This is a genomic window from Streptomyces sp. NPDC107550 (assembly GCF_055639095.1).
Window position 1 is genome coordinate 394793 of the sequence record NZ_JBVKBC010000002.1, and the last position, 20102, is coordinate 414894.

General features: G+C 72.8%; 19 protein-coding genes. 4 read left to right on the plus strand and 15 right to left on the minus strand.

The features are described from left to right. Positions 1-37: 37 nt before the first annotated feature. A complete protein-coding gene (locus ACZ7LY_RS04815; RefSeq protein WP_471623130.1) occupies positions 38-859 on the minus strand; it encodes a helix-turn-helix transcriptional regulator in 822 nt (273 codons plus the stop codon). A 147-nt stretch (positions 860-1006) separates the two neighbouring features. Here ACZ7LY_RS04815 and ACZ7LY_RS04820 point away from each other — a divergent pair, with 147 nt between their 5' ends. Next, on the plus strand, positions 1007-2422 hold the full coding sequence (locus ACZ7LY_RS04820) for an MFS transporter (RefSeq protein WP_471623072.1): 1416 nt from the start codon (positions 1007-1009) through the stop codon (positions 2420-2422). A 4-nt stretch (positions 2423-2426) separates the two neighbouring features. Here the strand turns inward: ACZ7LY_RS04820 and ACZ7LY_RS04825 are convergent, their stop codons facing one another. The 5 genes from ACZ7LY_RS04825 to ACZ7LY_RS04845 all read right to left on the minus strand — a co-directional run bounded on the left by ACZ7LY_RS04825 (position 2427) and on the right by ACZ7LY_RS04845 (position 7969). After that, a complete protein-coding gene (locus ACZ7LY_RS04825) occupies positions 2427-2783 on the minus strand; it encodes an MmcQ/YjbR family DNA-binding protein (protein ID WP_471623073.1) in 357 nt (118 codons plus the stop codon). Further along, positions 2780-4087, minus strand: a complete 1308-nt coding sequence (locus ACZ7LY_RS04830) for a hemolysin family protein (protein ID WP_471623074.1) — start codon at positions 4085-4087, stop codon at positions 2780-2782. Before ACZ7LY_RS04830 ends, ACZ7LY_RS04825 begins: the two co-directional genes overlap by 4 nt. Beyond that, a complete protein-coding gene (gene ybeY, locus ACZ7LY_RS04835; protein ID WP_471623075.1) occupies positions 4084-4581 on the minus strand; it encodes an rRNA maturation RNase YbeY in 498 nt (165 codons plus the stop codon). The genes ACZ7LY_RS04830 and ybeY overlap by 4 nt, the downstream gene beginning before the upstream one ends. A gap of 15 nt (positions 4582-4596) precedes the next feature. Continuing rightward, a complete protein-coding gene (locus ACZ7LY_RS04840; protein ID WP_471623076.1) occupies positions 4597-6702 on the minus strand; it encodes a PhoH family protein in 2106 nt (701 codons plus the stop codon). 133 nt (positions 6703-6835) lie between these two features. Continuing rightward, positions 6836-7969 (minus strand): PfkB family carbohydrate kinase, encoded by a 1134-nt coding sequence (locus ACZ7LY_RS04845; protein ID WP_471623077.1) that lies wholly within the window; start codon positions 7967-7969, stop codon positions 6836-6838. Positions 7970-8307: 338 nt separating this feature from the next. On the opposite strand from ACZ7LY_RS04845, the gene ACZ7LY_RS04850 reads away from it, so the two are divergent. Next, positions 8308-9675 carry an MFS transporter gene (locus ACZ7LY_RS04850; protein WP_471623078.1) on the plus strand — a complete coding sequence of 456 codons (1368 nt, stop codon included), beginning with the start codon at positions 8308-8310 and terminating at the stop codon, positions 9673-9675. On the opposite strand, the gene ACZ7LY_RS04855 is transcribed toward ACZ7LY_RS04850, so the two are convergent. The 8 genes from ACZ7LY_RS04855 to hrcA all read right to left on the minus strand — a co-directional run bounded on the left by ACZ7LY_RS04855 (position 9627) and on the right by hrcA (position 17033). Next, complete coding sequence (locus ACZ7LY_RS04855; RefSeq protein WP_471623079.1) at positions 9627-10658, minus strand: adenosine deaminase; 1032 nt, start codon at positions 10656-10658, stop codon at positions 9627-9629. The two genes, ACZ7LY_RS04850 and ACZ7LY_RS04855, sit on opposite strands and share 49 nt — an antisense overlap. Positions 10659-10684: 26 nt before the next feature. After that, positions 10685-11593: a ribonuclease Z gene (locus ACZ7LY_RS04860; RefSeq protein WP_471623080.1), complete on the minus strand. Its 909-nt coding sequence runs from the start codon at positions 11591-11593 to the stop codon at positions 10685-10687. 16 nt (positions 11594-11609) lie between these two features. Beyond that, on the minus strand, positions 11610-11963 hold the full coding sequence (locus ACZ7LY_RS04865) for a histidine triad nucleotide-binding protein (protein WP_471623081.1): 354 nt from the start codon (positions 11961-11963) through the stop codon (positions 11610-11612). Between the two features lie 521 nt (positions 11964-12484). After that, complete coding sequence (locus ACZ7LY_RS04870; protein ID WP_471623082.1) at positions 12485-12877, minus strand: VOC family protein; 393 nt, start codon at positions 12875-12877, stop codon at positions 12485-12487. A gap of 52 nt (positions 12878-12929) precedes the next feature. Beyond that, positions 12930-13676 carry a 16S rRNA (uracil(1498)-N(3))-methyltransferase gene (locus tag ACZ7LY_RS04875; protein WP_471623083.1) on the minus strand — a complete coding sequence of 249 codons (747 nt, stop codon included), beginning with the start codon at positions 13674-13676 and terminating at the stop codon, positions 12930-12932. Next, positions 13673-14746 carry a nitronate monooxygenase gene (locus ACZ7LY_RS04880; RefSeq protein ID WP_471623084.1) on the minus strand — a complete coding sequence of 358 codons (1074 nt, stop codon included), beginning with the start codon at positions 14744-14746 and terminating at the stop codon, positions 13673-13675. The genes ACZ7LY_RS04875 and ACZ7LY_RS04880 overlap by 4 nt, the downstream gene beginning before the upstream one ends. A gap of 133 nt (positions 14747-14879) precedes the next feature. Next, positions 14880-16016 carry a molecular chaperone DnaJ gene (gene dnaJ / locus ACZ7LY_RS04885; RefSeq protein WP_471623085.1) on the minus strand — a complete coding sequence of 379 codons (1137 nt, stop codon included), beginning with the start codon at positions 16014-16016 and terminating at the stop codon, positions 14880-14882. Further along, positions 16017-17033 carry a heat-inducible transcriptional repressor HrcA gene (gene hrcA, locus ACZ7LY_RS04890; protein ID WP_471623086.1) on the minus strand — a complete coding sequence of 339 codons (1017 nt, stop codon included), beginning with the start codon at positions 17031-17033 and terminating at the stop codon, positions 16017-16019. Positions 17034-17179: 146 nt separating this feature from the next. Here hrcA and ACZ7LY_RS04895 point away from each other — a divergent pair, with 146 nt between their 5' ends. Further along, on the plus strand, positions 17180-17911 hold the full coding sequence (locus tag ACZ7LY_RS04895) for an MBL fold metallo-hydrolase (RefSeq protein ID WP_471623087.1): 732 nt from the start codon (positions 17180-17182) through the stop codon (positions 17909-17911). A 34-nt stretch (positions 17912-17945) separates the two neighbouring features. Then, entirely contained in the window at positions 17946-18770 is an 825-nt protein-coding gene (locus ACZ7LY_RS04900; protein WP_471623088.1) for a DUF3097 domain-containing protein, read from the plus strand. Between the two features lie 72 nt (positions 18771-18842). On the opposite strand, the gene hemW is transcribed toward ACZ7LY_RS04900, so the two are convergent. Continuing rightward, on the minus strand, positions 18843-20084 hold the full coding sequence (gene hemW / locus ACZ7LY_RS04905) for a radical SAM family heme chaperone HemW (protein ID WP_471623089.1): 1242 nt from the start codon (positions 20082-20084) through the stop codon (positions 18843-18845). Between the last annotated feature and the right edge of the window lie 18 nt (positions 20085-20102).

Here is a 20102-nt window from a genome sequence, read left to right on the forward strand (position 1 = left end):
CCGCCCCGGGGCACCGCCCGAGCCGGCCGACGTCACCTCAGCCCGCCACCGGATACATCGCCTCGCGCCGCCCCTCCGGCGAGGCCAGCCACTCCAGCTTCGCGGCCGTGTCCGCCTGTGCCAGCGGCGTGTGCAGCACCACCGTCAGATCGGGCCGCGCCGGGATCTTCATGGCCGTCGACTCCAGATGCAGCACCCCCGCCAGCGGATGCGTCAGCTCCTTGCGGACCTGCCCCTGCGCCTTGATGTCCCGCCGCTCCCACAGCTCCACGAACTCGGGGCTGACCGACTTCAGCTCGGCGACGACCTCCTGGAACCCCTCGTCGTCCGGGCACTCCGAACACGCCGCGCGGAACTGCGCGACGACCGTAGCCGCGTTCTCCTCCCAGCTCGCGCTGCGGGAGCGGTACAGCGGGTCGAGGAAGAAGTCGACGACGCAGTTCTGCCGGTTCTCCGGGCGCATCCCGAGGACGTTCGCCGCGGCCTCGTTGTACATCACGCAGTTGTAGTACACGTCCATGATGTGCGCGGGGAACGGCATCCAGGCGTCGATGAGCCGCTGGAGCCCGTCACACATCTGCCGGTCACCCGGTTCGACCTCGTACGCGGGAGGGTTCAGCCCTGCCAGGACGTACAGATGGCGGCGCTCGGCGCTGGACAGCTTCAGGACGCGGGCGACCGCGTCGAGGACCTGCGGCGACACGGAGATGTCCCGGCCCTGCTCCAGCCACTGGTACCAGGAGGCGCCGACCCCGGCGAGGACCGCGACCTCCTCCCGCCGCAGCCCCGGCGTACGCCTGCGCGCACCGCCGTCGGGAAGCCCCGCCTCGGCGGGCGAGACCCGCGCCCGGCGGCTCATCAGGAACTCCCGCAACTCGCTCAACCGGTGCTTCTTCGCGCTCGCGCTCTCCGCCACGTGAGACGACCCCCCTGTTGTCTGGTGGTGCGACCACCAGCATAAGTTCCCACTCTCCACGCGTATTCCGGCCGTACGAGGCTCAGGGCCATGGCGATCGACACCGCACCCTCCCTGAAGACACCGCTCCACGAGCCCCCGGCCGCGCCCCGCCTCTCGGGCCGCGACAAACTCGTCCTGTTCGTCCTGTGCGCCGCCCAGTTCATGGTGGCGCTCGACTTCTCCGTACTGAACGTGGCCCTGCCCGTACTCGGACCCGACCTCGGCATGAGCACGTCGGCCCTGCAATGGGCGGTCACCGCGTTCGCCCTGCCGTCCGGCGGCTTCCTGCTCCTGTTCGGCCGCATCGGCGACCTGTACGGGCGGCGCCGCATCTTCCTCGCCGGGCTCGCCCTGTTCGGCACCGCGTCGCTGCTCGCCACGTTCGCCTGGGACCCCGCGTCCTTCCTCGCGGGCCGCGCGCTCCAGGGCGTCGGCGCGGCCGCCATCGTGCCGACCGGAATGTCGCTGCTGACGACGACGTTCCCCGAGGGCCCGCAGCGCGACAAGGCGCTCGGCATCTCCGGCACCCTGCTCTCCCTCGGCTTCACCGTCGGCATGGTGGCGGGCGGCGTCCTCACCGACGCGCTCGGCTGGCGCTCCACGATGGGCCTGCTGACCCTGTTCGCGCTGATCGTGCTGCCGCTCGCGCCCGGCCTGCTGCCCGAGTCCCGCACCCCCGACCGCCCGCGCCTCGACGTGCCCGGCGCGATCACCGTCACCGGCGGCCTGCTCGCCCTGATCTACGCCCTGTCCACGGCCGCCGAGACCGGCTTCGGCCGCGCCGACGTCCTGCTCACGCTCGTCGCGGGCCTCACCCTGCTCGCCGCGTTCGGCTACGTCGAGTCCCGCAGCGCGCAGCCGCTGGTCTCCCTGCCGATGCTGCGGCGCCGCACGATCGCCTGGGGCAACCTCGGCGGCCTCGTCACCTTCTCGATGATGTCGACGATCGTGTTCGTGCTGACCCTCTACCTCCAGGAAGTACTGCGCCTGTCGGCGTTCCGGACCGGGCTCGTCTTCGGCGCCCAGGGCGTCCTGTCGGTCGTCGCCGGCCTGTACACGCCGAAGGTCGTCGGCCGTCTCGGTGCCCGCCGCACCCTGGTCGGCTCGCTGGCCGGGCAGGGCCTGCTGATCGCCGCGCTCCTCGGCATCGGCACCTCCGGCGCCTCCGTCTGGCTGGCGACGGCGGCCGTCTCGCTGGCCAGCGCCTTCCACCTCGGCGCGATCGTCTCGTACGGCCTGACCGTCACCTCGGGCGTGCCCGACGGCGAACAGGGACTCGCCACCGGCCTCGTCACCTCGACGCAGCAGGTCGGCATCACCGTCGGCATCCCGCTGCTCGGCGTCCTCGCCACGACCTCCGGCGACCTGCTCTCCGGCGTGCGCACGGTGATCGCGCTGGACGCGGCGATCGTGCTGGTGGCGGCGGCCCTGGTGGCCCTCGGCCTGCGCACCCGGCGCGGTTGAGCGGTCAGGGCCGGTCGAGGCGCAGCCGCTCGGCGCGCGGCAGGCCCGCCACCACGAGGTCGTACGAGTCCTCGACCAGCTCCCGGACCAGCCGGTCCGGGAGCTGTCCCACGTGCACGGTGTTCCAGTGCCGCTTGTTCATGTGCCAGCCGGGGGTGATGACGCCCTCGTACTCGGTGCGCAGCCGCACCGCGTCGTCCGGGTCGCACTTGAGGTTGACGGTGAGCGGGCTCGCGTCGAGCGCGGTCAGGGCGAACATCTTGCCGAGGACCTTGAACACGGAGGTCTCGGGGTTGAACGGGAACTCCTCCGCCGCCGCGTTGAACGACAGGCACAGCTCCCGCAGCCGTCGGGCGTTCATCGTCCCCGCTCCTCCTCGCCGGCGGCGGGCGCGGGGCCGACCGGCTCCACGAGCACCGTCACGATCTTGTTCCGGCGGCCCGCGGCGGCCTCCGCCGTCAGCCGCAGCTCCCGCTCGTCGGGCAGCGTCACCACGGACGAGGCGCCCGCGATGGGCACCCGGCCGAGCGCCTTGGCGAGCAGCCCGCCGACCGTCTCCACGTCCTCGTCGTCGTACTCCTCGATGCCGTACAGCTCACCGAGGTCGCCGATGTCGAGCCGGGCCGTGACCCGGAACCGGCCGCCGTCCAGCTCCTCCACGGGCGGCAGCTCACGGTCGTACTCGTCGGTGATCTCCCCGACGATCTCCTCCAGGATGTCCTCGATGGTGACGATCCCGGCCGTGCCGCCGTACTCGTCGATGACGACGGCGACGTGGTTGCGGAGCTGCTGCATCTCGCGCAGCAGGTCGCCCGCGTTCTTCGTGTCGGGGACGAACGCGGCGGGCCGCATCGCCGTGGAGACCAGCTCGGCCTCCGCGTCACGGCTGATGTGCGTCTTGCGGGCGAGGTCCTTGAGATAGACGATCCCGACCACGTCGTCCTCGCTCTCCCCGACGACGGGGATCCGCGAGAATCCGGAGCGCAGCGCCAGCGTCAGCGCCTGCCGGATCGTCTTGTACCGCTCGATGACGACGAGGTCGGTGCGCGGCACCATCACCTCGCGCACCAGCGTGTCGCCCAGCTCGAAGACGGAGTGCACCATGCGGCGCTCCTCGTCCTCGATCAGCGACTCCTTCTCCGCGAGGTCCACCATGGCCCGCAGCTCCGCCTCGGAGGCGAACGGGCCGCGCCGGAAGCCCTTGCCGGGCGTGAGCGCGTTGCCGATGAGGATGAGCAGCGGCGGGATCGGGCCCATCACGCGGGCCAGCGGCAGCAGCACGTACGCGGCGGCCGTCGCCGTGTTCAGCGGGTGCTGGCGGCCGATGGTGCGCGGTGATACCCCGACGGCGACGTACGACACGAGCACCATCACCGCGATGGCGACGAGCAGCGCCTGCCAGGTCGCCGTGAACTCCTCCAGGCACGCGTACGTGACGAGCGCGGCGGCGGCCATCTCACAGGCCACCCGCACGAGCAGCGCCACGTTCAGATAGCGCGTCGGGTCGGCGGCGACCTGCGCCAGCCTGGCGCTGCCGCGCCGGCCCGACCGTACGGCCTCCTCCGCGCGGAAGCTCGACACCCGGGCGATGCCGGCCTCGGCGCACGCGGCGAGCCAGGCGACGACGACGAGCGCGACGGCGCCCGCGATCAGCGAGAGACTCATGACACGGTCGGCGCCGGAGACGGCCCCGTCAGCCCCTTCTCCGCGCGCCAGCCGTCCACGATGGCCGCCTGGAGGCCGAACATCTCGGCCTTCTCGTCCGGCTCCTCGTGGTCGTAGCCGAGCAGGTGCAGCACGCCGTGGACGGTGAGCAGTTGCAGCTCCTCGTCCATGGAGTGCCGCGTCGGCGCCTCCTCGCCCTGCTTACGGGCGACCGCCGGGCACAGCACGATGTCCCCGAGCAGGCCCTGCGGGGGCTCCTCGTCGTCCTTCATGGGCGGCCGCAGCTCGTCCATCGGGAACGACATCACGTCGGTGGGCCCCGGCAGGTCCATCCACTGCACGTGGAGCTGCGCCATGGCGTCCTCGTCCACCACGATCACCGACAGCTCGGAGAGCGGGTGGATGCGCATGCGCGCGAGCGCGTAGCGGGCGATGTCGAGGATCGCCTGCTCGTCGACCTCGGTTCCGGACTCGTTGTTGACGTCGATCGACATGGCGCTGTTGGTTCTCTACTTCCCTCTGGAACGGCTCTTGTGCGTGCCGTTCTCCGTGCCGTGCTCGGTGTCGTACTTCTCGTACGCGTCGACGATACGGCCGACCAGCTTGTGCCGGACGACATCCTGCGACGACAGCCGCGAGAAGTGCACGTCGTCGACCCCGTCGAGGATGTCCTGCACCTGCCGCAGCCCCGACTTGGTCCCCCCGGGCAGGTCGACCTGCGTCACGTCCCCGGTGATGACGATCTTCGAATCGAACCCGAGCCGCGTCAGGAACATCTTCATCTGCTCGGGACTGGTGTTCTGCGCCTCATCGAGAATGATGAAGGCGTCATTGAGCGTGTTGTGCGTCAGCAGGTAGTCCTGCGTGACGTACAGCGAGTCCTCCGCCGCGACCTGGATGCAGACGGTCTCCTCGCGGCCCGCGGGCTCGATCGAGTCGATGAACCGCATGGGGCGTCCGCCGCCGCCCGCCGCGTGGTACTTGTCGCGCTTGCGGGCCAGCCGGAAGGGTTCGATGCCCTCGGGAAGGCGGATGTCCACGACGTGGGTGTCGTAGCGGTGGGCGGCCAGGGCCGTGCCCTGCTCGCGGTCCCACGCGAGGCGGCGACGGGTGTAGGCGACACCGCCGAGCGACTGGACCAGGGCGACGATGTCGTCGCGCAGGAGGATCGACGCGGTGGAGAACTGGACGCGGCAGGAGCGGTCCTGCTGCGTGACCGGGCCACCGTCGGAGTCCAGGAGCCCCTGGAGGACGGCGAGCCGCACGGCTGCCGAGTTGTACAGGTACTCGTCCGGTACGAACTTGGAGTGCGACCGCGTCCCGATCAGCTCGAGGCGGCGGAGCATGCCGGTGACCGGGTTCTCCAGCGTCACCACGTCACCGGGCGACTTCACCCGGTTCAGGACGTAGTCCGGGCCGCCCTTGTGGCGGGCTACCACGCCGGGCAGGGCGCTTTCGAGAGCCCTGGCCAGCTCCTCGTCCTCGGTGGCGAACGAGGGCGTCGTGGAGCCGGTCAGGCAGCCGTCGCCCAGCAGCAGGCCCAGCGCGTACGGGTCCATGGGGACCTCCCGCTCGGGGAACTCCACAGGGGCCGTCAGCAGGGGCAGTTCGTACCGGCGGGCGTGCCCGGCCCGCAGGTCGCCGATCATGTCCTGGGTCTCCAGCACCCGCCACGGCTTGCCGCGCCGCTTGTCGGAGGCCGTACGGACCGTCCACAGGTGCTCGCCGCACGCCAGCGTCCACGAACCGTCCTGGGCGGTGACGCGGTAGACGTCCTTCTCGCCCTGAGGGTAGACGCCAAGGACCGGGGTCGGTTCGCCGTCCGACCCCACGACGAGGTCACCGACCCGCAGGTCGCCGATGGGGCGCCAGCCCTCGGGGGTGAGGACGTTGGTGAAGACGGGCTGCGCGCGACCCCTCATATACGCCAGCGGCGCGACCTCGATCGTGCCCGCTGCCATCAGGCGGGGGATGGAGTCCGGGTCGAGCATGTCGTGGAGGGCGTCGTACAGGGGGCGCAGGTACGGGTCGATCTTCTCGTACAGGGTGCCGGGGAGGAAGCCGAGGCGTTCGCCGGCCTCGACGGCGGGGCGGGTCAGGATGATGCGGTTGACCTGCTTGGACTGGAGGGCCTGGACGGCCTTGGCCATGGCCAGGTAGGTCTTGCCGGTGCCGGCGGGGCCGATGCCGAAGACGATGGTGTGCTTGTCGATGGCGTCGACGTAGCGCTTCTGGTTGAGCGTCTTGGGGCGGATCGTGCGCCCGCGCGAGGACAGGATGTTCTGCGTGAGCACCTCGGCCGGGGTCTCCTCGCCGTCCCCCTCGCCGCTCTCGGTCGCCTTGAGCATGGCGATGGAGCGCTCCACGGCGTCCTCGGTCATCGGGGCTCCCGTCCTCAGGACCAGCATCATCTCGTCGAACAGGCGCTGGATGAGGGCCACTTCGGCGGGCTCTCCACTCGCACTGATCTCGTTGCCCCGGACGTGGATGTCGGCCTCCGGGAAGGCCTTCTCGATCACTCGCAGCAGCGCGTCCCCCGACCCCAGGATCTCGACCATGGGGTGCTTGGCGGGGACGGTGAAGCGCGCGCGGGCGCTGGAGGGTGTCTGCGTCATGGGCCGGCGCTGAAGGCCGCATTCTCCTTGTGACAGCCGTGGTCTGTTGGGTTCAAGCCTACGACGCCCGGGCGGGCGGGCCCGAGTCCTTTTCCGCCGTGGTGCCGGGGGTTCGTCCGCGCGGGGGCGGCCGTCAGTGCGCGCGGCCGAAGCCGATCGTGGGGACGGCGCGGCGCAGCGGCCAGGCGCGGGCGGTGTCCGGGAGCAGCGGCGCGAGGAACGCGTACCGGTCGAGGGCGGCGGGGTCCTGGCAGCCGGTGTCGCTGTAGGAGCGGATCTTGTGCCACCAGGCGGCGATCTCGGACCAGCCGGGCGCCGAGAGGGAGCCGCCGAACTCCTGGACGGAGAGCGCGGCGGTGAGTCCGGCGAAGGCGAGCCGGTCGGCGAGGGGCCAGCCGGCGAGGGTGCCGGTGACGAACCCGGCGACGAACACGTCGCCGGCGCCGGTCGGGTCGAGGGCCTCGACCTCGATGGCGGGGACGGACGCGGTCTCGCCGGTGCGGGCGTCGACGGCGTAGGCACCTTCGGCGCCGAGGGTGACGACGGCGACGGGCACGTGGTCGGCGAGGGCGTGGGCGGCGGCGCGGGGGCAGGAGGTGCGGGTGTAGCGCATGGCCTCCTCGGCGTTGGGCAGGAACGCCTCGCACTGGGCGAGGTCGCCGAGCGCGGCGAGGTCCCAGGCTCCGGTGTCGTCCCAGCCGACGTCGGCGAAGATGCGGGTGCCGGCGCGGGCGGCTTCGCCGACCCAGGGGGCGTCGGCGCCGGGGGCGAGGGAGGCGACGGCGGCGCGGGCGCGGGGCGGGCTTGCGGGGGCGGCTTCCCGCGGGGGCGGTTCGTGGCCGTGGCTGACCATGGTGCGTTCGCCCTCGTACGCCATGGAGACGGTGACCGGGGAGTGCCAGCCGGGGACGGTGCGGGAGTGGCCGAGGTCGATGCCCTCGCCGTGCTGGAGGGCGTCCCAGCAGTACTCGCCGTAGTGGTCGTCGCCGAAGGCGGCGGCGAGGGAGGTGCGCAGGCCGAGGCGGGCGAGGGCGGTGGCCATGTTGGCGACGCCGCCGGGGCTGGATCCCATGCCGCGGGCCCAGGACTCGGTGCCGCGTACGGGGGCGCAGTCGAGGCCGGTGAAGACGATGTCGAGGAAGACGGTCCCGGTGAGGTAGACGTCGAACTCCGGGTCGCCGGGGGCGCGCAGGGCGGCGAGCGGGTCGGTGCGGGCGCGGTCGCGGGCGGCGGGGGTGGCGGCGTGGGCCGGGTCGGCGGGGGTCACATCACGCTCCCTGCTGGGGTACGGGTCCGGACAGTGTGCATGACGGCGGGGCGCGTGGAGCGGGGCGACATGGCGGGCTCCAACTCGGGCTCGCGGCCTGCGAAAAGGCTCTCGAATACCCGGCCGAACCCCCCGCAAACTATATGTGATGCAGGTCACACATTCCCGGCTTCTGTGCGCCCCCTTCCGCTTGATACAAATTGGCCGCGCCCAGACGTCCCCGGTTCGGTTCCGTTCGCAAAGACGTCGCGCTCCACCCTCCCCTTGCCTTAGCACCCCCTTGCCCGAAACCGGCGGCTGTCCGTACCCGGGCGAGGGGCCCGTCTCCAGGAACGCCCGTGTCTTCGCGCACCCCCCGGCCGGCTCTCGTCGCCCTCTTCACGGCCGGCTACCTCGCCGCCTATCTGCTGCCCACGGTCGTCGGCCGGCTCGCCGACAGCCTGCGGCTTTCACCGACGCAGGCCGGTCTGATCGGCAGCGCCCTGCTGCTCAGCTCGGCCACGGCGGGCTTCACGCTCGCCGCCCGCGTGGAACGGTTCGGCGCCCGCCGCACCGCCCGCGCCGGGCTGCTGTTCGCCGCCGTCGGCTACGGCACCGCCGCGCTGTCCGGCGCCCTGCCTCTGGTCGTCGCGGGTGCGATGCTCGGCGGCTTCGGCTCGGGCACCGCGACGGCCGTGGCCGCCACCGGGATCGCCGCCCAGAAGGACCCGCACCGGGCGTCCACGCTCGGCCTGCTGAGTGTGTCGGCGCTGGCGGGCGCGCTGTATCTGACGATCCCCCGGGTGAGCACCGGGCACGGGCTGCCGTTCGCCGCGCTGGCCGCGACGGCGCTCGCCGTGTGGCCGGCGACGAGCCGTCTCGCGGGCCCGGCGACGATGGACAACAGCGCGGCACCCGCCCCGCGTTCGCCGCTGCCGTACGCGCGCTCCGGGATGCTGCTCGCCTCGGTGATCGTGTGCTGGTCCATGGCGCAGAACTCCCTGTGGGGCGTCAGCAGCCGCATCGGGACGCAGCAGGCGGGGCTGAGCGAGGTCACCGTGGGTTCGGTGTTCGCGGTGGCGCTCGGCGCGGGCCTGCTCGGCGTGATCGGCGCGGGCGCGCTCGGCGCCCGGCTCGGGCGTGCGGTGCCGATCGGCGCGGGCACGGCGGCCATCGCGTGCTGCATCGCGGTCAGCGCCCGCGCGGACGGGCTCGGCTCGTTCGCGGCCGGGGAGATCGCGTGGAACACGCTGTACCCGGTGGTGCTGTCGTATCTGCTGGGGCTCGCCGCGTCCCTGGACCCGCGCGGCCGGTGGGCGGTGCTGGTCGGTTCGGCGTCGTCGCTGGGTACCGCGTGCGGGCCGCTGGTGGGCAGCGCGCTGTCGCAGTCGGCGGGCTTTCCCGCGATGGGCGCCTTCCTCGCCGCGCTGCTGGTCCTGCTGGCGGTGCCGCTGACGGCGGTGGCGGTGCACACGAGCGGCCGTCCGCTGTTCGCGGGCGCGGCCAGGCGCCGCAGCGGTGCCCCGGTCGGCGCGTTCGTACCGCCGTCGGGCCTGCCCGAACAGCCGGTCGTGGAGATCGAGGTGCCGGCGGCCGTCGTGGACGTACAGCCGGAGCCGGTGCGCGAGGAGTTCGTCCCGTACGCGGCACCGGCTCCCGGGGAGTCCGTCCTCGCGGCTCAGCCGGAGATGTCGTCCAGCGCGTACGCGTCGACCTCGGCGAGGTAGCGGGCGCGCAGCGCCTCCTCTTCCTCGTCGGCGTCGAGGAACGCGGCCACGAACGAGTTGCGGGCCAGCTCCCGCACCCGGTCGTGGTCGAGGCCGAGCGCCTCGTGGACGGCGTGGAAGGTGTCGCCCGCGTAGCCGCCGAAGTAGGCGGGGTCGTCGGAGTTGACCGTGCACACGAGCCCGGCGTCCATCATCCGGGCCAGCGGGTGGTCCTCCAGGAGGTCGATGGCGCGCAGCCGTACGTTGGACAGCGGGCACAGGGTGAGCGGGATCCGGTCGGTGACCAGCCGCTCGACCAGGGCCGGGTCCTCCATGCAGCGCAGGCCGTGGTCGACGCGCTCCACGCCGAGCACGTCCAGGGCCTCCCACACGTACGAGGGGTCGCCCTCCTCGCCCGCGTGCGCGACCTTGCGCAGTCCGAGGGCGGCGGCGGCCTCGTACACCTCGCGGAACTTGGCGGCCGGGTTGCCGACCTCCGCCGAGTCGAGTCCGACGCCGACGATCCGGTGCAGGTACGGCTTCGCGGCCTCCAGGGTCTCCATCGCGGACTCGGCGGACTGGTCGCGCAGGAAGCACATGATGAGCTTGGTGGAGACGCCGTGCCGCTCCCGGCTGCGCTCCAGCGCCCGCGACAGCCCCTCGACGACGGTGCCCATCGCCACGCCGCGCGCCAGGTGGGCCTGCGGGTCGAAGAAGATCTCCGCGTGCCGGACGCCCTGCTCGGCGGCGCGGGCCAGGTAGGCGTCGGCGAGCGCCTCGAAGTCGTCCTCGGTGATGAGGACGGCCATCAGCTCGTAGTAGAGGTCGAGGAAGGACTGGAGGTCGGCGAAGAGGTACGCCTCGCGCAGCGCCTCGGTGTCGGCGTACGGGAGGGTGATGCCGTTGCGGGCGGCGAGGGCGAAGGCCAGCTCGGGTTCGAGGGTGCCTTCGATGTGCAGGTGCAGCTCGGCCTTGGGGATGCGAGCGAGTGGTGCGAGGGACATCCGTGCATCGTACGCAGGGCGCCCTCTCACCTCCGCTTGGGCACGGGTACGCGGTCGAGGTCGCGGGCGACGGTCAGTTCGCCCTCGTAGCCGGCGGCCCGCGCCTGCCGTTCGAACGCGGCGGGGTCGGTGTAGCGCTGGCTGAAGTGGGTCAGCACGAGGTGGCGTACGTGCGCGTCGCGGGCCACCCGCGCGGCCTGACCTGCCGTCAGATGGCCGTGCTCGGTGGCCAGATGCTCGTCCTCGTCGAGGAACGTCGACTCGATCACCAGCAGGTCGCAGCCGTCCGCGAGGACGTGCACGCCCTCGCACAGCCGGGTGTCCATCACGAACGCCACGCGCTGGCCGCGCCGCGTCTCGCTGACGTCCTCAAGGCGCACCCCGCCGACCGCTCCCTCGCGCTGGAGGCGGCCCACGTCGGGGCCCGCGATGCCGTGCGCGGCGAGCCGGTCGGGCAGCATGCGGCGCCGGTCGGGCTCGACGAGGCGGTAGCCGTACGACTCCACGGGGTGCGAGAGCCTGCGGGCCTCCAGGCGGTACGCGGGGGTCTCGGCGAGGGTGCCGCCCTCCCCCGCGACCGGTTCCTCGGTGATGCCGACGGTCTCGCGGTACGCGGTGGCGTACCGCAGCCGGTCGAAGAACCGCTGTCCGGACGCCGGGTAGTGCGCGACGACCGGGTGCGGGACGCGGTCCAGGTTGACGCGCTGGATGACGCCGGCGAGGCCGAGGCTGTGGTCGCCGTGGAAGTGCGTGACGCAGATCCGGTTCAGGTCGTGCGCGGCGACCCCGGCGCGCAGCATCTGGCGCTGCGTGCCCTCGCCCGGGTCGAAGAGGATGCCCTCGCTGTCCCAGCGCAGCAGGTAGCCGTTGTGGTTGCGGTGGCGGGTCGGCACCTGGCTGGCGGTGCCGAGCACGACGAACTCCCGTACGGACATGGGGTGTCGGTCCGCTTTATCCGGGGGGCCACTGCAGGCCGCGGCCGCCGAGGACGTGGGCGTGCGCGTGGAAGACGGTCTGGCCGGCGCCGCTGCCCGTGTTGAACACCAGGCGGTGGCTCTCCAGCCCCTCCTCCTTGGCGACCTCGCCCGCTTCGCGCAGGACGTCGGCGGCGACGGCCGGTTCGGCGGCGGCGAGGCTCGCGGCGTCCGGGTGGTGGACGCGGGGGATGACCAGGATGTGGGTGGGGGCCTGGGGGTTGATGTCCCGGAAGGCGACCGTGGTGGGGGTCTCCCTGACGATCGTGGCGGGGACGTCACCTGCGACGATCTTGCAGAACAGGCAGTCAGGTCGGGGTTCGCCGGACACGGGTCTCTCCTTACGGCTGGAAGATCTCCCCGGCATCGTATAGTCCGGCCCCCAACAAGACCGCGCAGTTCCCCGCGCCCCTTGAGGGGGTGAGTGGGCGGCCCGGCCGGTGGGATCCCTGCACTCGCGTCGTGGCTGAGCGCGCAGTTCCCCGCGCCCCTGGGTGAGTGGGTGGTACCGGCCGGTGGGAACCCTCGGCTTCCGTCGTGGCTGATCGCGCAGTTCCCCGCGCCCCTGGAGGGGCGACTACGTCGCCACCTCCCCCCTGGGGAGCTGGGGCGCAGCCCCACTCTCTCAGCCACCGCCCCTGGGAGCTGGGGCGAAGCCCCGCTTCTCAGGGGCGCGGGGAACTGCGCAAAACGGTCAGGGCAGCCGGCGTTCACCGGAGAACTCCCCAGGGGCGCGGGGAACTGCGCGATCAGCCAGCCACCGGGCGAAAGGTGAACGACCGCGTGAGGGGGCAGGACCGTAGGGGGCCACGGGCCCGGGCCTATGAACCCCGTCCACCCAAAAAAGTCCCGTCAGCCGCGCAGCAAGAGCCACTCCTGGAGTTCCACGAGGTTGCCCTCGGGATCCTTGAGGTGGGCGACCCGCATCCGCTCGGTCATCGGCGCAGGCCCCTGCGTAAGGACACCCCCACGCTCGCGGACCCCCGCGCAATACGCGTCGAGGTCGTCGACGCGCAGGACGACGAGGGAACGGTGGCCGGTCGCCGACTCGCCCAGTTCGCCGAGGACTTCGGCCATCATGGAGCGGTCCTGGAGGGCGATGGACGCGGAGCCGCCGGGCGGCGCGAACTTCTCGTAGGGGCCCGACTCCGCGCCGGACTGCGGCTTGAGCCCCAGTACGTGGCTGTAGAACCGGTAGCAGGATCCGAAGTCACTGACGAGCAACCGCACCTGGGCGAGTTCCATGCCCGCAGTCTACGGGCGCTGCCCGCGCCGGACCCGGCGAACGGCGCCCTTCTCAGCCCCAGCGGCCGGTGCGCCCGAGCAGCAGCGCGACCGCCGCCGTACCGGCCGTGGACGTACGCAGGACGCTCGGCCCGAGCCGGTAGGGGCGGGCGCCCGCCTCGGCGAACACGTCGAGTTCCTGCGGCGCGACCCCGCCCTCGGGGCCGACGACGAGGACGATCTCGCCGCTCGCGGGCAGCTCGGCGGCGGCCAGCGCCCCGCTCGGGTGGTCGCGGTCCTCGTGCAGGACGGCGCCGAGGTCGGCGGCGGCCAGCAGGGCGGCGACCTGCTTGGTGGACGCGAGGTCGTGGACGTCGGGGAATCGGACGCGGCGGGACTGCTTGCCGGCCTCACGGGCGGTGGCCCGCCACTTGCCGAGGGCCTTGACGCCCCGGTCGCCGCGCCACTGCGTGACGCAGCGGGAGGCGGCCCAGGGCACGATCGCGTCGACGCCGGTCTCGGTCATCGTCTCGACGGCCAGCTCGCCCCGGTCGCCCTTGGGCAGCGCCTGCACGACGGTGATCCGGGGCCGGGGCTCCTCCTCGGCGCGGGCGGGCCCGGCGTCGAGCAGCAGCCGGTCCTTGCCCTCGGTGCCGGTGACGACGGCCTCGGTGTAGCCGCCGCGCCCGTCGGTGAGGACGACGGCCTCCCCCGCGCGCAGCCGCTTCACGGAGACGGCGTGGCGGCCCTCGGGCCCGTCGAGGACGTACGGTCCCGCGCCGGGTACGGGTCCTTCGACGACGAAGACGGGGGCGGTCACCTGGCACTCCTGTGGGCGGGCGCGGCGCCGGCCGCGTCGAGTTCGGCGGCGAGGACCTCGACGAGCTGCCCGGCGGGCAGTTCGCGGGCGAGGCGGTGGCCCTGGCCCGCCCACAGCGCCATGGCCTGCGGGTCCCCGGCCTTGGCGGCGGCCTTGCGGACCGGCGCGGTCAGGTGGTGGACCTCGGGGTAGGCGGCGGGGGCGTACGGGCCGTGCTCGCGCATGAAGCGGTTGACGAGTCCGCGCGCGGGCCGCCCGGAGAACGCCCGGGTCAGCTCGGTGCGGGTGAACAACGGGTCGGTCAGGGCGCTCTTGTGCGGGGCGGGCGCCCCCGACTCGGGCGTGACGAGGAACGCGGTGCCGAGCTGCGCGAGGTCGGCGCCAGCGGCGAGCACGGCGGCGATCTGCGCGCCGCGCATGATGCCGCCGGTGGCGATGATGGGCAGCCGGACGGCCTCGCGGACCTGGGCGATCAGGGCGAGCAGGCCGATGGAGGCGGCGTCGGTCTCCGGGTTGTCGCGGTGGGTGCCCTGGTGGCCGCCCGCCTCGGTGCCCTGGACGCAGACCGCGTCGGCGCCGGCGTGCTGCGCGGCCAGCGCCTCCTCGACGGTGGTGACGGTGACGGCGGTGAGCGTGCCGGCGGCGCGCAGCGCGTCGACGGCCTCGCGGGCGGGGCAGCCGAAGGTGAAGGTGACGAGCGGGACCGGGTCGTCGAGGAGGATGGCGAGTTTGGCGTCGTAGCCGTCGTCGCGGCCGCTGTCGGGGTCGCCCAGTTCGGTTTCGTACCAGGTGGCCTCGCCGGCGAGCTGCTCGCGGTAGACCTCGACGGCGGAGGCGTCGGCGTACTCGGGCTGCGGCAGGAAGAGGTTGACGCCGAAGGGGCGGTCGGTCAGCCCCCGCAGCTGCTTGATCTCCTGGTACATGCCGTCGGCCGTCTTGTACCCGGCGGCGAGGAAGCCGAGGCCGCCCGCCTCGGACACGGCCGCCGCGAGCTGCGGCCGGGAGGCGCCGCCCGCCATGGGGGCCTGCACGATGGGCCAGGGGCACAGGTCGGTGACTGCACAGGACATGCCCGCATCGTGCCATGTCACGCCCGGACCTCCGAATCGACGCCGGGCGGCCCGGACGCCCTTCGGCCAGGAACGCGCGAGGGGCCCGGGGAACACTCCCCGAGCCCCTGTACGAGCGCTACGACCTACGCGGTCACCGCCCGTTGAACGCGTCCTTCAACCGCGAGAACAGCCCCTGCTGCCCCGGCTGGAACTGCCCCGTGGGGCGTTCCTCTCCGCGCAGGGCGGCAAGCTCGCGCAGTAGCCGCTCCTGCTCGGGGTCGAGCTTCTGCGGAGTCATGACCTCGACATGCACGATGAGGTCGCCGCGTCCGCCGCCGCGCAGGTGCGTGACGCCGCGCCCGTGGAGCGGGATCGACTGGCCGGACTGGGTGCCGGGCCGGATGTCGACCTCCTCCATGCCGTCCAGCGTCTCCAGCGGCACCTTCGTACCGAGGGCCGCGGCCGTCATCGGGATGGTGACCGTGCAGTGCAGGTCGTCGCCGCGGCGCTGGAACACCGCGTGCGGCAGCTCGTGGATCTCGACGTACAGGTCGCCGGCGGGGCCGCCGCCGGGGCCGACCTCGCCCTCGCCCGCGAGCTGGATGCGCGTGCCGTTGTCCACGCCGGCCGGGATCTTCACCGTCAGCGTGCGGCGCGAGCGGATGCGGCCGTCACCGGCGCACTCCGGGCAGGGGGTGGGCACGACCGTGCCGAAGCCCTGGCACTGCGGGCACGGCCGCGAGGTCATGACCTGGCCGAGGAAGGACCGCGTGACCTGCGAGACCTCACCGCGGCCGCGGCACATGTCACAGGTCTGCGCGGACGTGCCGGGGGCGGCGCCCTCGCCGTTGCAGGTGCCGCAGACGACGGCCGTGTCGACCTGGATGTCCTTGGTGGTGCCGAAGGCCGCCTCGTTCAGCTCGACCTCCAGGCGGATCATGGCGTCCTGGCCGCGCCGCGTGCGGGACCGGGGTCCGCGCTGCGACGCCGTGCCGAAGAAGGCGTCCATGATGTCCGAGAAGTTGCCGAAGCCGCCCGCGCCGAAGCCGCCCGCGCCGCCCCCGCCGGACTGCGACAGGGGGTCGCCGCCGAGGTCGTAGACCTGCTTCTTCTGCGGGTCGGAGAGCACCTCGTAAGCGGCGTTGATCTCCTTGAACCGCTCCTGGGTCTTCGGGTCGGGGTTCACATCGGGGTGAAGTTCCCTCGCCAGCCTTCGGAAGGCCTTCTTGATCTCGTCCTGGGAAGCGTCGCGGCGCACGCCGAGTACGGCGTAGTAGTCCGTGGCCACTTACGACTCCGCCAGGATCTGTCCGACGTAACGTGCCACTGCGCGTACTGCTCCCATCGTTCCCGGGTAGTCCATGCGGGTCGGTCCGACCACGCCGAGCTTGGCGACTGCCTCGCCGCCCGAACCGTAGCCGACCGACACGACGGACGTGGAGTTGAGTCCCTCGTGGGCGTTCTCATGACCGATGCGCACGGCCACGCCCGAATCGTTCACCTCACCAAGGAGCTTGAGGAGCACGACCTGCTCCTCAAGGGCCTCCAGTACGGGCCGGATGGTGAGGGGAAAGTCATGTCCGAAGCGGGTGAGATTGGCGGTGCCGCCGATCATCAGCCGCTCCTCGGTCTCCTCGACGAGCGTCTCCAGCAAGGTGGAGAGCACCGTCGTGACCGTACCGCGGTCGTCCTGCTCGAAGGCTTCGGGCAGGTCCTGCACCAACTGCGGCACGTCGGTGAAACGGCGTCCGGCCACCCGGCTGTTGAGCCGGGCGCGCAGGTCCGCGAGGGACGCCTCACCGAACGGCGCCGGGCAGTCGATCATCCGCTGCTCCACGCGCCCGGTGTCCGTGATCAGCACGAGCATCAGGCGGGCGGGGGCGAGCGAGAGAAGCTCGACGTGGCGCACGGTGGACCGGGTCAGGGACGGGTACTGGACGATCGCCACCTGCCGCGTGAGCTGCGCGAGCAGCCGTACGGTACGGCCGACGACGTCGTCGAGGTCGACGGCGCCCTCCAGGAAGTTCTGGATGGCGCGCCGCTCGGGCGCCGTCATCGGCTTGACGCCGGCGAGCTTGTCGACGAAGAGGCGGTAGCCCTTGTCCGTGGGGATGCGGCCGGCACTGGTGTGCGGCTGCGCGATGTACCCCTCGTCCTCCAGGACCGCCATGTCGTTGCGCACGGTCGCCGGGGAGACACCGAGGCGGTGCCGCTCGGTGAGGGCCTTGGAGCCGACCGGCTCCTCGGTGCCCACGTAGTCCTGGACGATGGCGCGCAGCACTTCGAGCCTGCGTTCACTGAGCATCGGCGCACACCTCCAGCGGTTGGTCCGGCGATCGGTGGATCGGTCGATCCGCCTGTCTGGCACTCGGTGCGGGTGAGTGCCAGTCGTCCCCGGCTCAGTGTACGGCCGTCGGGTACGGGACCGGCAAGGGCGCTAGCGTCGGGCCCATGGAACGTATCGACTGGGCGGGGACGGGTTGGGAGGAACTGGGCCCTCGCGTGGGCCGGGTCCGGCTGCCCGGCTGGGACTGCACGGCGGGGCTCGTGGTGGGCGAGGGCGCTGCCCTGCTGATCGACACCGGATCGTCACTTCGTGAAGGCGCCCGGCTGCGCGCGGACGCCCGGCGCCTGCTGGGCTCCCTCGCGCGGGTGACGCATGTCGCGCTCTCGCATCCGCACTTCGACCACGTCTTCGGCACGGCGGCCCTCTCGGGCGTCGAGGTGTACGGGGCCGTGGGCCTCGGCGCGGTCCTCGCGCGGGGCGCTGAGGCGCTGCGCGCGGACGCCGTACGGCACGGCCTGGACGCGGAGTCCGCCGAGGCCGCCGCCGACCTGCTGGTGGCCCCGCGCCACGAGGTGTGCGGCGAGTGGACGCTCGACCTCGGCGGCGGTTTCCAGGTGCTGCTGGCGAACGTCGGGCCGGGGCACACCGGCCACGACCTGGCCGTCCTCGTGCCGGGCGAGCGGGAGACCGTGTTCTGCGGGGATCTCGTGGAGGAGTCGGGTGAGCCGCAGGCGGGACCGGACGCGATGCCGGGGCGGTGGCCGGCGGCGCTCGACCGGCTGCTGGCGCTCGGCGGCGAGGACGCGGCGTATGTACCGGGGCACGGTTCGGTGGTGAACGCGGAGTTCGTCCGCGCGCAGCGCGCCACATTGGCGGCCCGCTCCGGCGTGTCGTGACCGGGCCGCGGCGATTGCTCATATCGTCTGCCGAATGCGCCAGTACTCCCCCGATCTGACTCCCCCCTGGAAGCGGAAGACGCCCGCGCCCGAGGTGCCCGCCGAGCCCGATCTCGTCGTGGAGGAGGTCACCACGGGCTTCTGCGGGGCCGTCGTACGGGTGGAGAAGACGGCGCAGGGGCCGACGGTGACGCTGGAGGACCGGTTCGGCAAGCACCGGGTGTTCCCCATGGAGCCGCGCGGCTTCCTGCTTGAAGGCAAGCCGGTCACGCTGGTCAGGCCCTCGGCGGCGCGCGGCCCGGCGCGGCCCTCACGGACGGCGTCCGGGTCGGTGGCGGTGCCGGGGGCGCGGGCGCGGGTGGCGCGGGCGGGCCGGATCTACGTCGAGGGCAAGCACGACGCCGAGCTGATCGAGCGGGTGTGGGGAGACGACCTGCGCATCGAGGGCGTCGCCGTGGAGTTCCTCGAAGGCGTGGACGACCTGCCGGCGATCGTCGCGGAGTTCGCGCCGGGCCCGGACGCGCGGCTCGGCGTGCTCGTGGACCATCTGGTGCCGGGCAGCAAGGAGTGGCGGATCGCACAGGAGGTGACGAGCGAGCACGCGCTCGTCGTCGGCCACCCCTACATCGACATCTGGGAGGCGGTGAAGCCCGCCTCGGTCGGCATCGAGGCGTGGCCGAGGGTGCCGCGCGGCCAGGACTGGAAGACGGGCGTGTGCCGCGCGCTGGGCTGGCGGGTGGCGCACACCGGGGAGGCGTGGCAGCACATCCTGTCCCGGGTGCGCTCGTACAAGGACCTGGAGCCGGAGCTGCTGGGCCGCGTCGAGGAACTGATCGACTTCGTCACGGCCCCGGAGTGACGCGGGGGCGTACGCGCAGGTCCTGATCCGCTGGTCCGGCGCCTGATCCGCCCCCCCCCATGAGGGAACCCGTCAGTCCACGAGGTCGCGTACGACCGCGTCCGCGAGGAGCCGGCCGCGCAGGGTGAGGACCGCGCGGCCGTCCGCGTACGGGCTCTCTTCGAGGAGGCCGTCGGCGAGGGCCTTGCGGGCGGCGGCGAGGCCGGCGGGGCGCAGCAGGTCGAGCGGGCAGCCGTCGCGCAGGCGCAGCTCCAGCAGGACGCGCTCGACGCGCCGGTCCTCGTCGGACAGGATCTCCCGGCCGGCGCCGGGTGAGCGCCCCTCGGCGAGGGCCGCCGCGTAGGCGCCGGGGTGCTTGACGTTCCACCAGCGGACCCCGCCGACGTGGCTGTGGGCGCCGGGGCCCGCGCCCCACCAGTCGGCGCCGCGCCAGTACAGCTCGTTGTGCAGGCAGCGGCCCGCGTCGGTGGTCGCCCAGTTCGACACCTCGTACCAGTGGAAACCGGCCGCTCCCAGCACCTCGTCCGCGATCAGGTACCGGTCGGCGTGCACGTCGTCGTCGGTCATGGGGACCTCGCCGCGCCGGATGCGCCGGGCGAGCTGGGTGCCCTCCTCGACGATGAGGGCGTAGGCGCTGACGTGGTCGGGGCCCGCGCCGATCGCGGCGTCGAGGGAGGCCCGCCAGTCGTCGTCGCTCTCGCCGGGGGTGCCGTAGATCAGGTCGAGGTTGACGTGGTCGAACCCGGCGGCGCGGGCCAGCGCCACGCACTCCTCGGGCCGGCCGGGCGTGTGCGTACGGTCGAGGACCTTCAGGACGTGCTGCCGGGCGCTCTGCATGCCGAACGAGATCCGGTTGAAGCCGCCCGCGCGCAGTTCCTCCAGGTAGGCCGCGTCCACGGACTCGGGGTTGGCCTCGGTGGTGATCTCCGCGTCGTCCGCGAGCCCGAACTCCTCGCGGACGGCCGCCAGCATCCGTACGAGGTCACAGGCGGCCAGCAGGGTCGGGGTGCCGCCGCCGACGAACACCGTGCGCACCGGGCGGGGGTCGTCACCGAGCACCTTGCGGGCGAGCCGTACCTCGTCGGTGAGGGTGCCCGCGTAGTTGTCCCGGGAGGCGAGGACACCGCCGCTGCCGCGCAGCTCGGTCGCGGTGTACGTGTTGAAGTCGCAGTAGCCGCAGCGCGTGGCGCAGTACGGGACGTGCAGATAGAAGCCTAGGGGGCGGGCGGCGGCGCCGGCGAGGGCGGAGGCGGGCAGGGAACCGTCGGCGGGGACGGGCTCGCCGTCGGGGAGAGCGGAAGGCATACCGTCCATTGTCCCGCGCCGGACGCG

Bases quoted from the DNA above. Each gene is read 5' to 3' on its own strand.
- ACZ7LY_RS04855 (WP_471623079.1), bottom strand. From the start codon at position 10,658: ATGTCCCTCGCACCACTCGCTCGCATCCCCAAGGCCGAGCTGCACCTG.
- ACZ7LY_RS04880 (WP_471623084.1), bottom strand. From the start codon at position 14,746: ATGTCCTGTGCAGTCACCGACCTGTGCCCCTGGCCCATCGTGCAGGCC.
- ACZ7LY_RS04860 (WP_471623080.1), bottom strand. From the start codon at position 11,593: ATGTCCGTACGGGAGTTCGTCGTGCTCGGCACCGCCAGCCAGGTGCCG.
- ACZ7LY_RS04820 (WP_471623072.1), top strand. From the start codon at position 1,007: ATGGCGATCGACACCGCACCCTCCCTGAAGACACCGCTCCACGAGCCC.
- ACZ7LY_RS04840 (WP_471623076.1), bottom strand. From the start codon at position 6,702: ATGACGCAGACACCCTCCAGCGCCCGCGCGCGCTTCACCGTCCCCGCC.
- ACZ7LY_RS04900 (WP_471623088.1), top strand. From the start codon at position 17,946: ATGCGCCAGTACTCCCCCGATCTGACTCCCCCCTGGAAGCGGAAGACG.
- hrcA (WP_471623086.1), bottom strand. From the start codon at position 17,033: ATGCTCAGTGAACGCAGGCTCGAAGTGCTGCGCGCCATCGTCCAGGAC.
- ACZ7LY_RS04830 (WP_471623074.1), bottom strand. From the start codon at position 4,087: ATGAGTCTCTCGCTGATCGCGGGCGCCGTCGCGCTCGTCGTCGTCGCC.
- ACZ7LY_RS04815 (WP_471623130.1), bottom strand. From the start codon at position 859: ATGAGCCGCCGGGCGCGGGTCTCGCCCGCCGAGGCGGGGCTTCCCGAC.
- ybeY (WP_471623075.1), bottom strand. From the start codon at position 4,581: ATGTCGATCGACGTCAACAACGAGTCCGGAACCGAGGTCGACGAGCAG.
- ACZ7LY_RS04895 (WP_471623087.1), top strand. From the start codon at position 17,180: ATGGAACGTATCGACTGGGCGGGGACGGGTTGGGAGGAACTGGGCCCT.
- ACZ7LY_RS04825 (WP_471623073.1), bottom strand. From the start codon at position 2,783: ATGAACGCCCGACGGCTGCGGGAGCTGTGCCTGTCGTTCAACGCGGCG.
- hemW (WP_471623089.1), bottom strand. From the start codon at position 20,084: ATGGACGGTATGCCTTCCGCTCTCCCCGACGGCGAGCCCGTCCCCGCC.
- ACZ7LY_RS04870 (WP_471623082.1), bottom strand. From the start codon at position 12,877: ATGGAACTCGCCCAGGTGCGGTTGCTCGTCAGTGACTTCGGATCCTGC.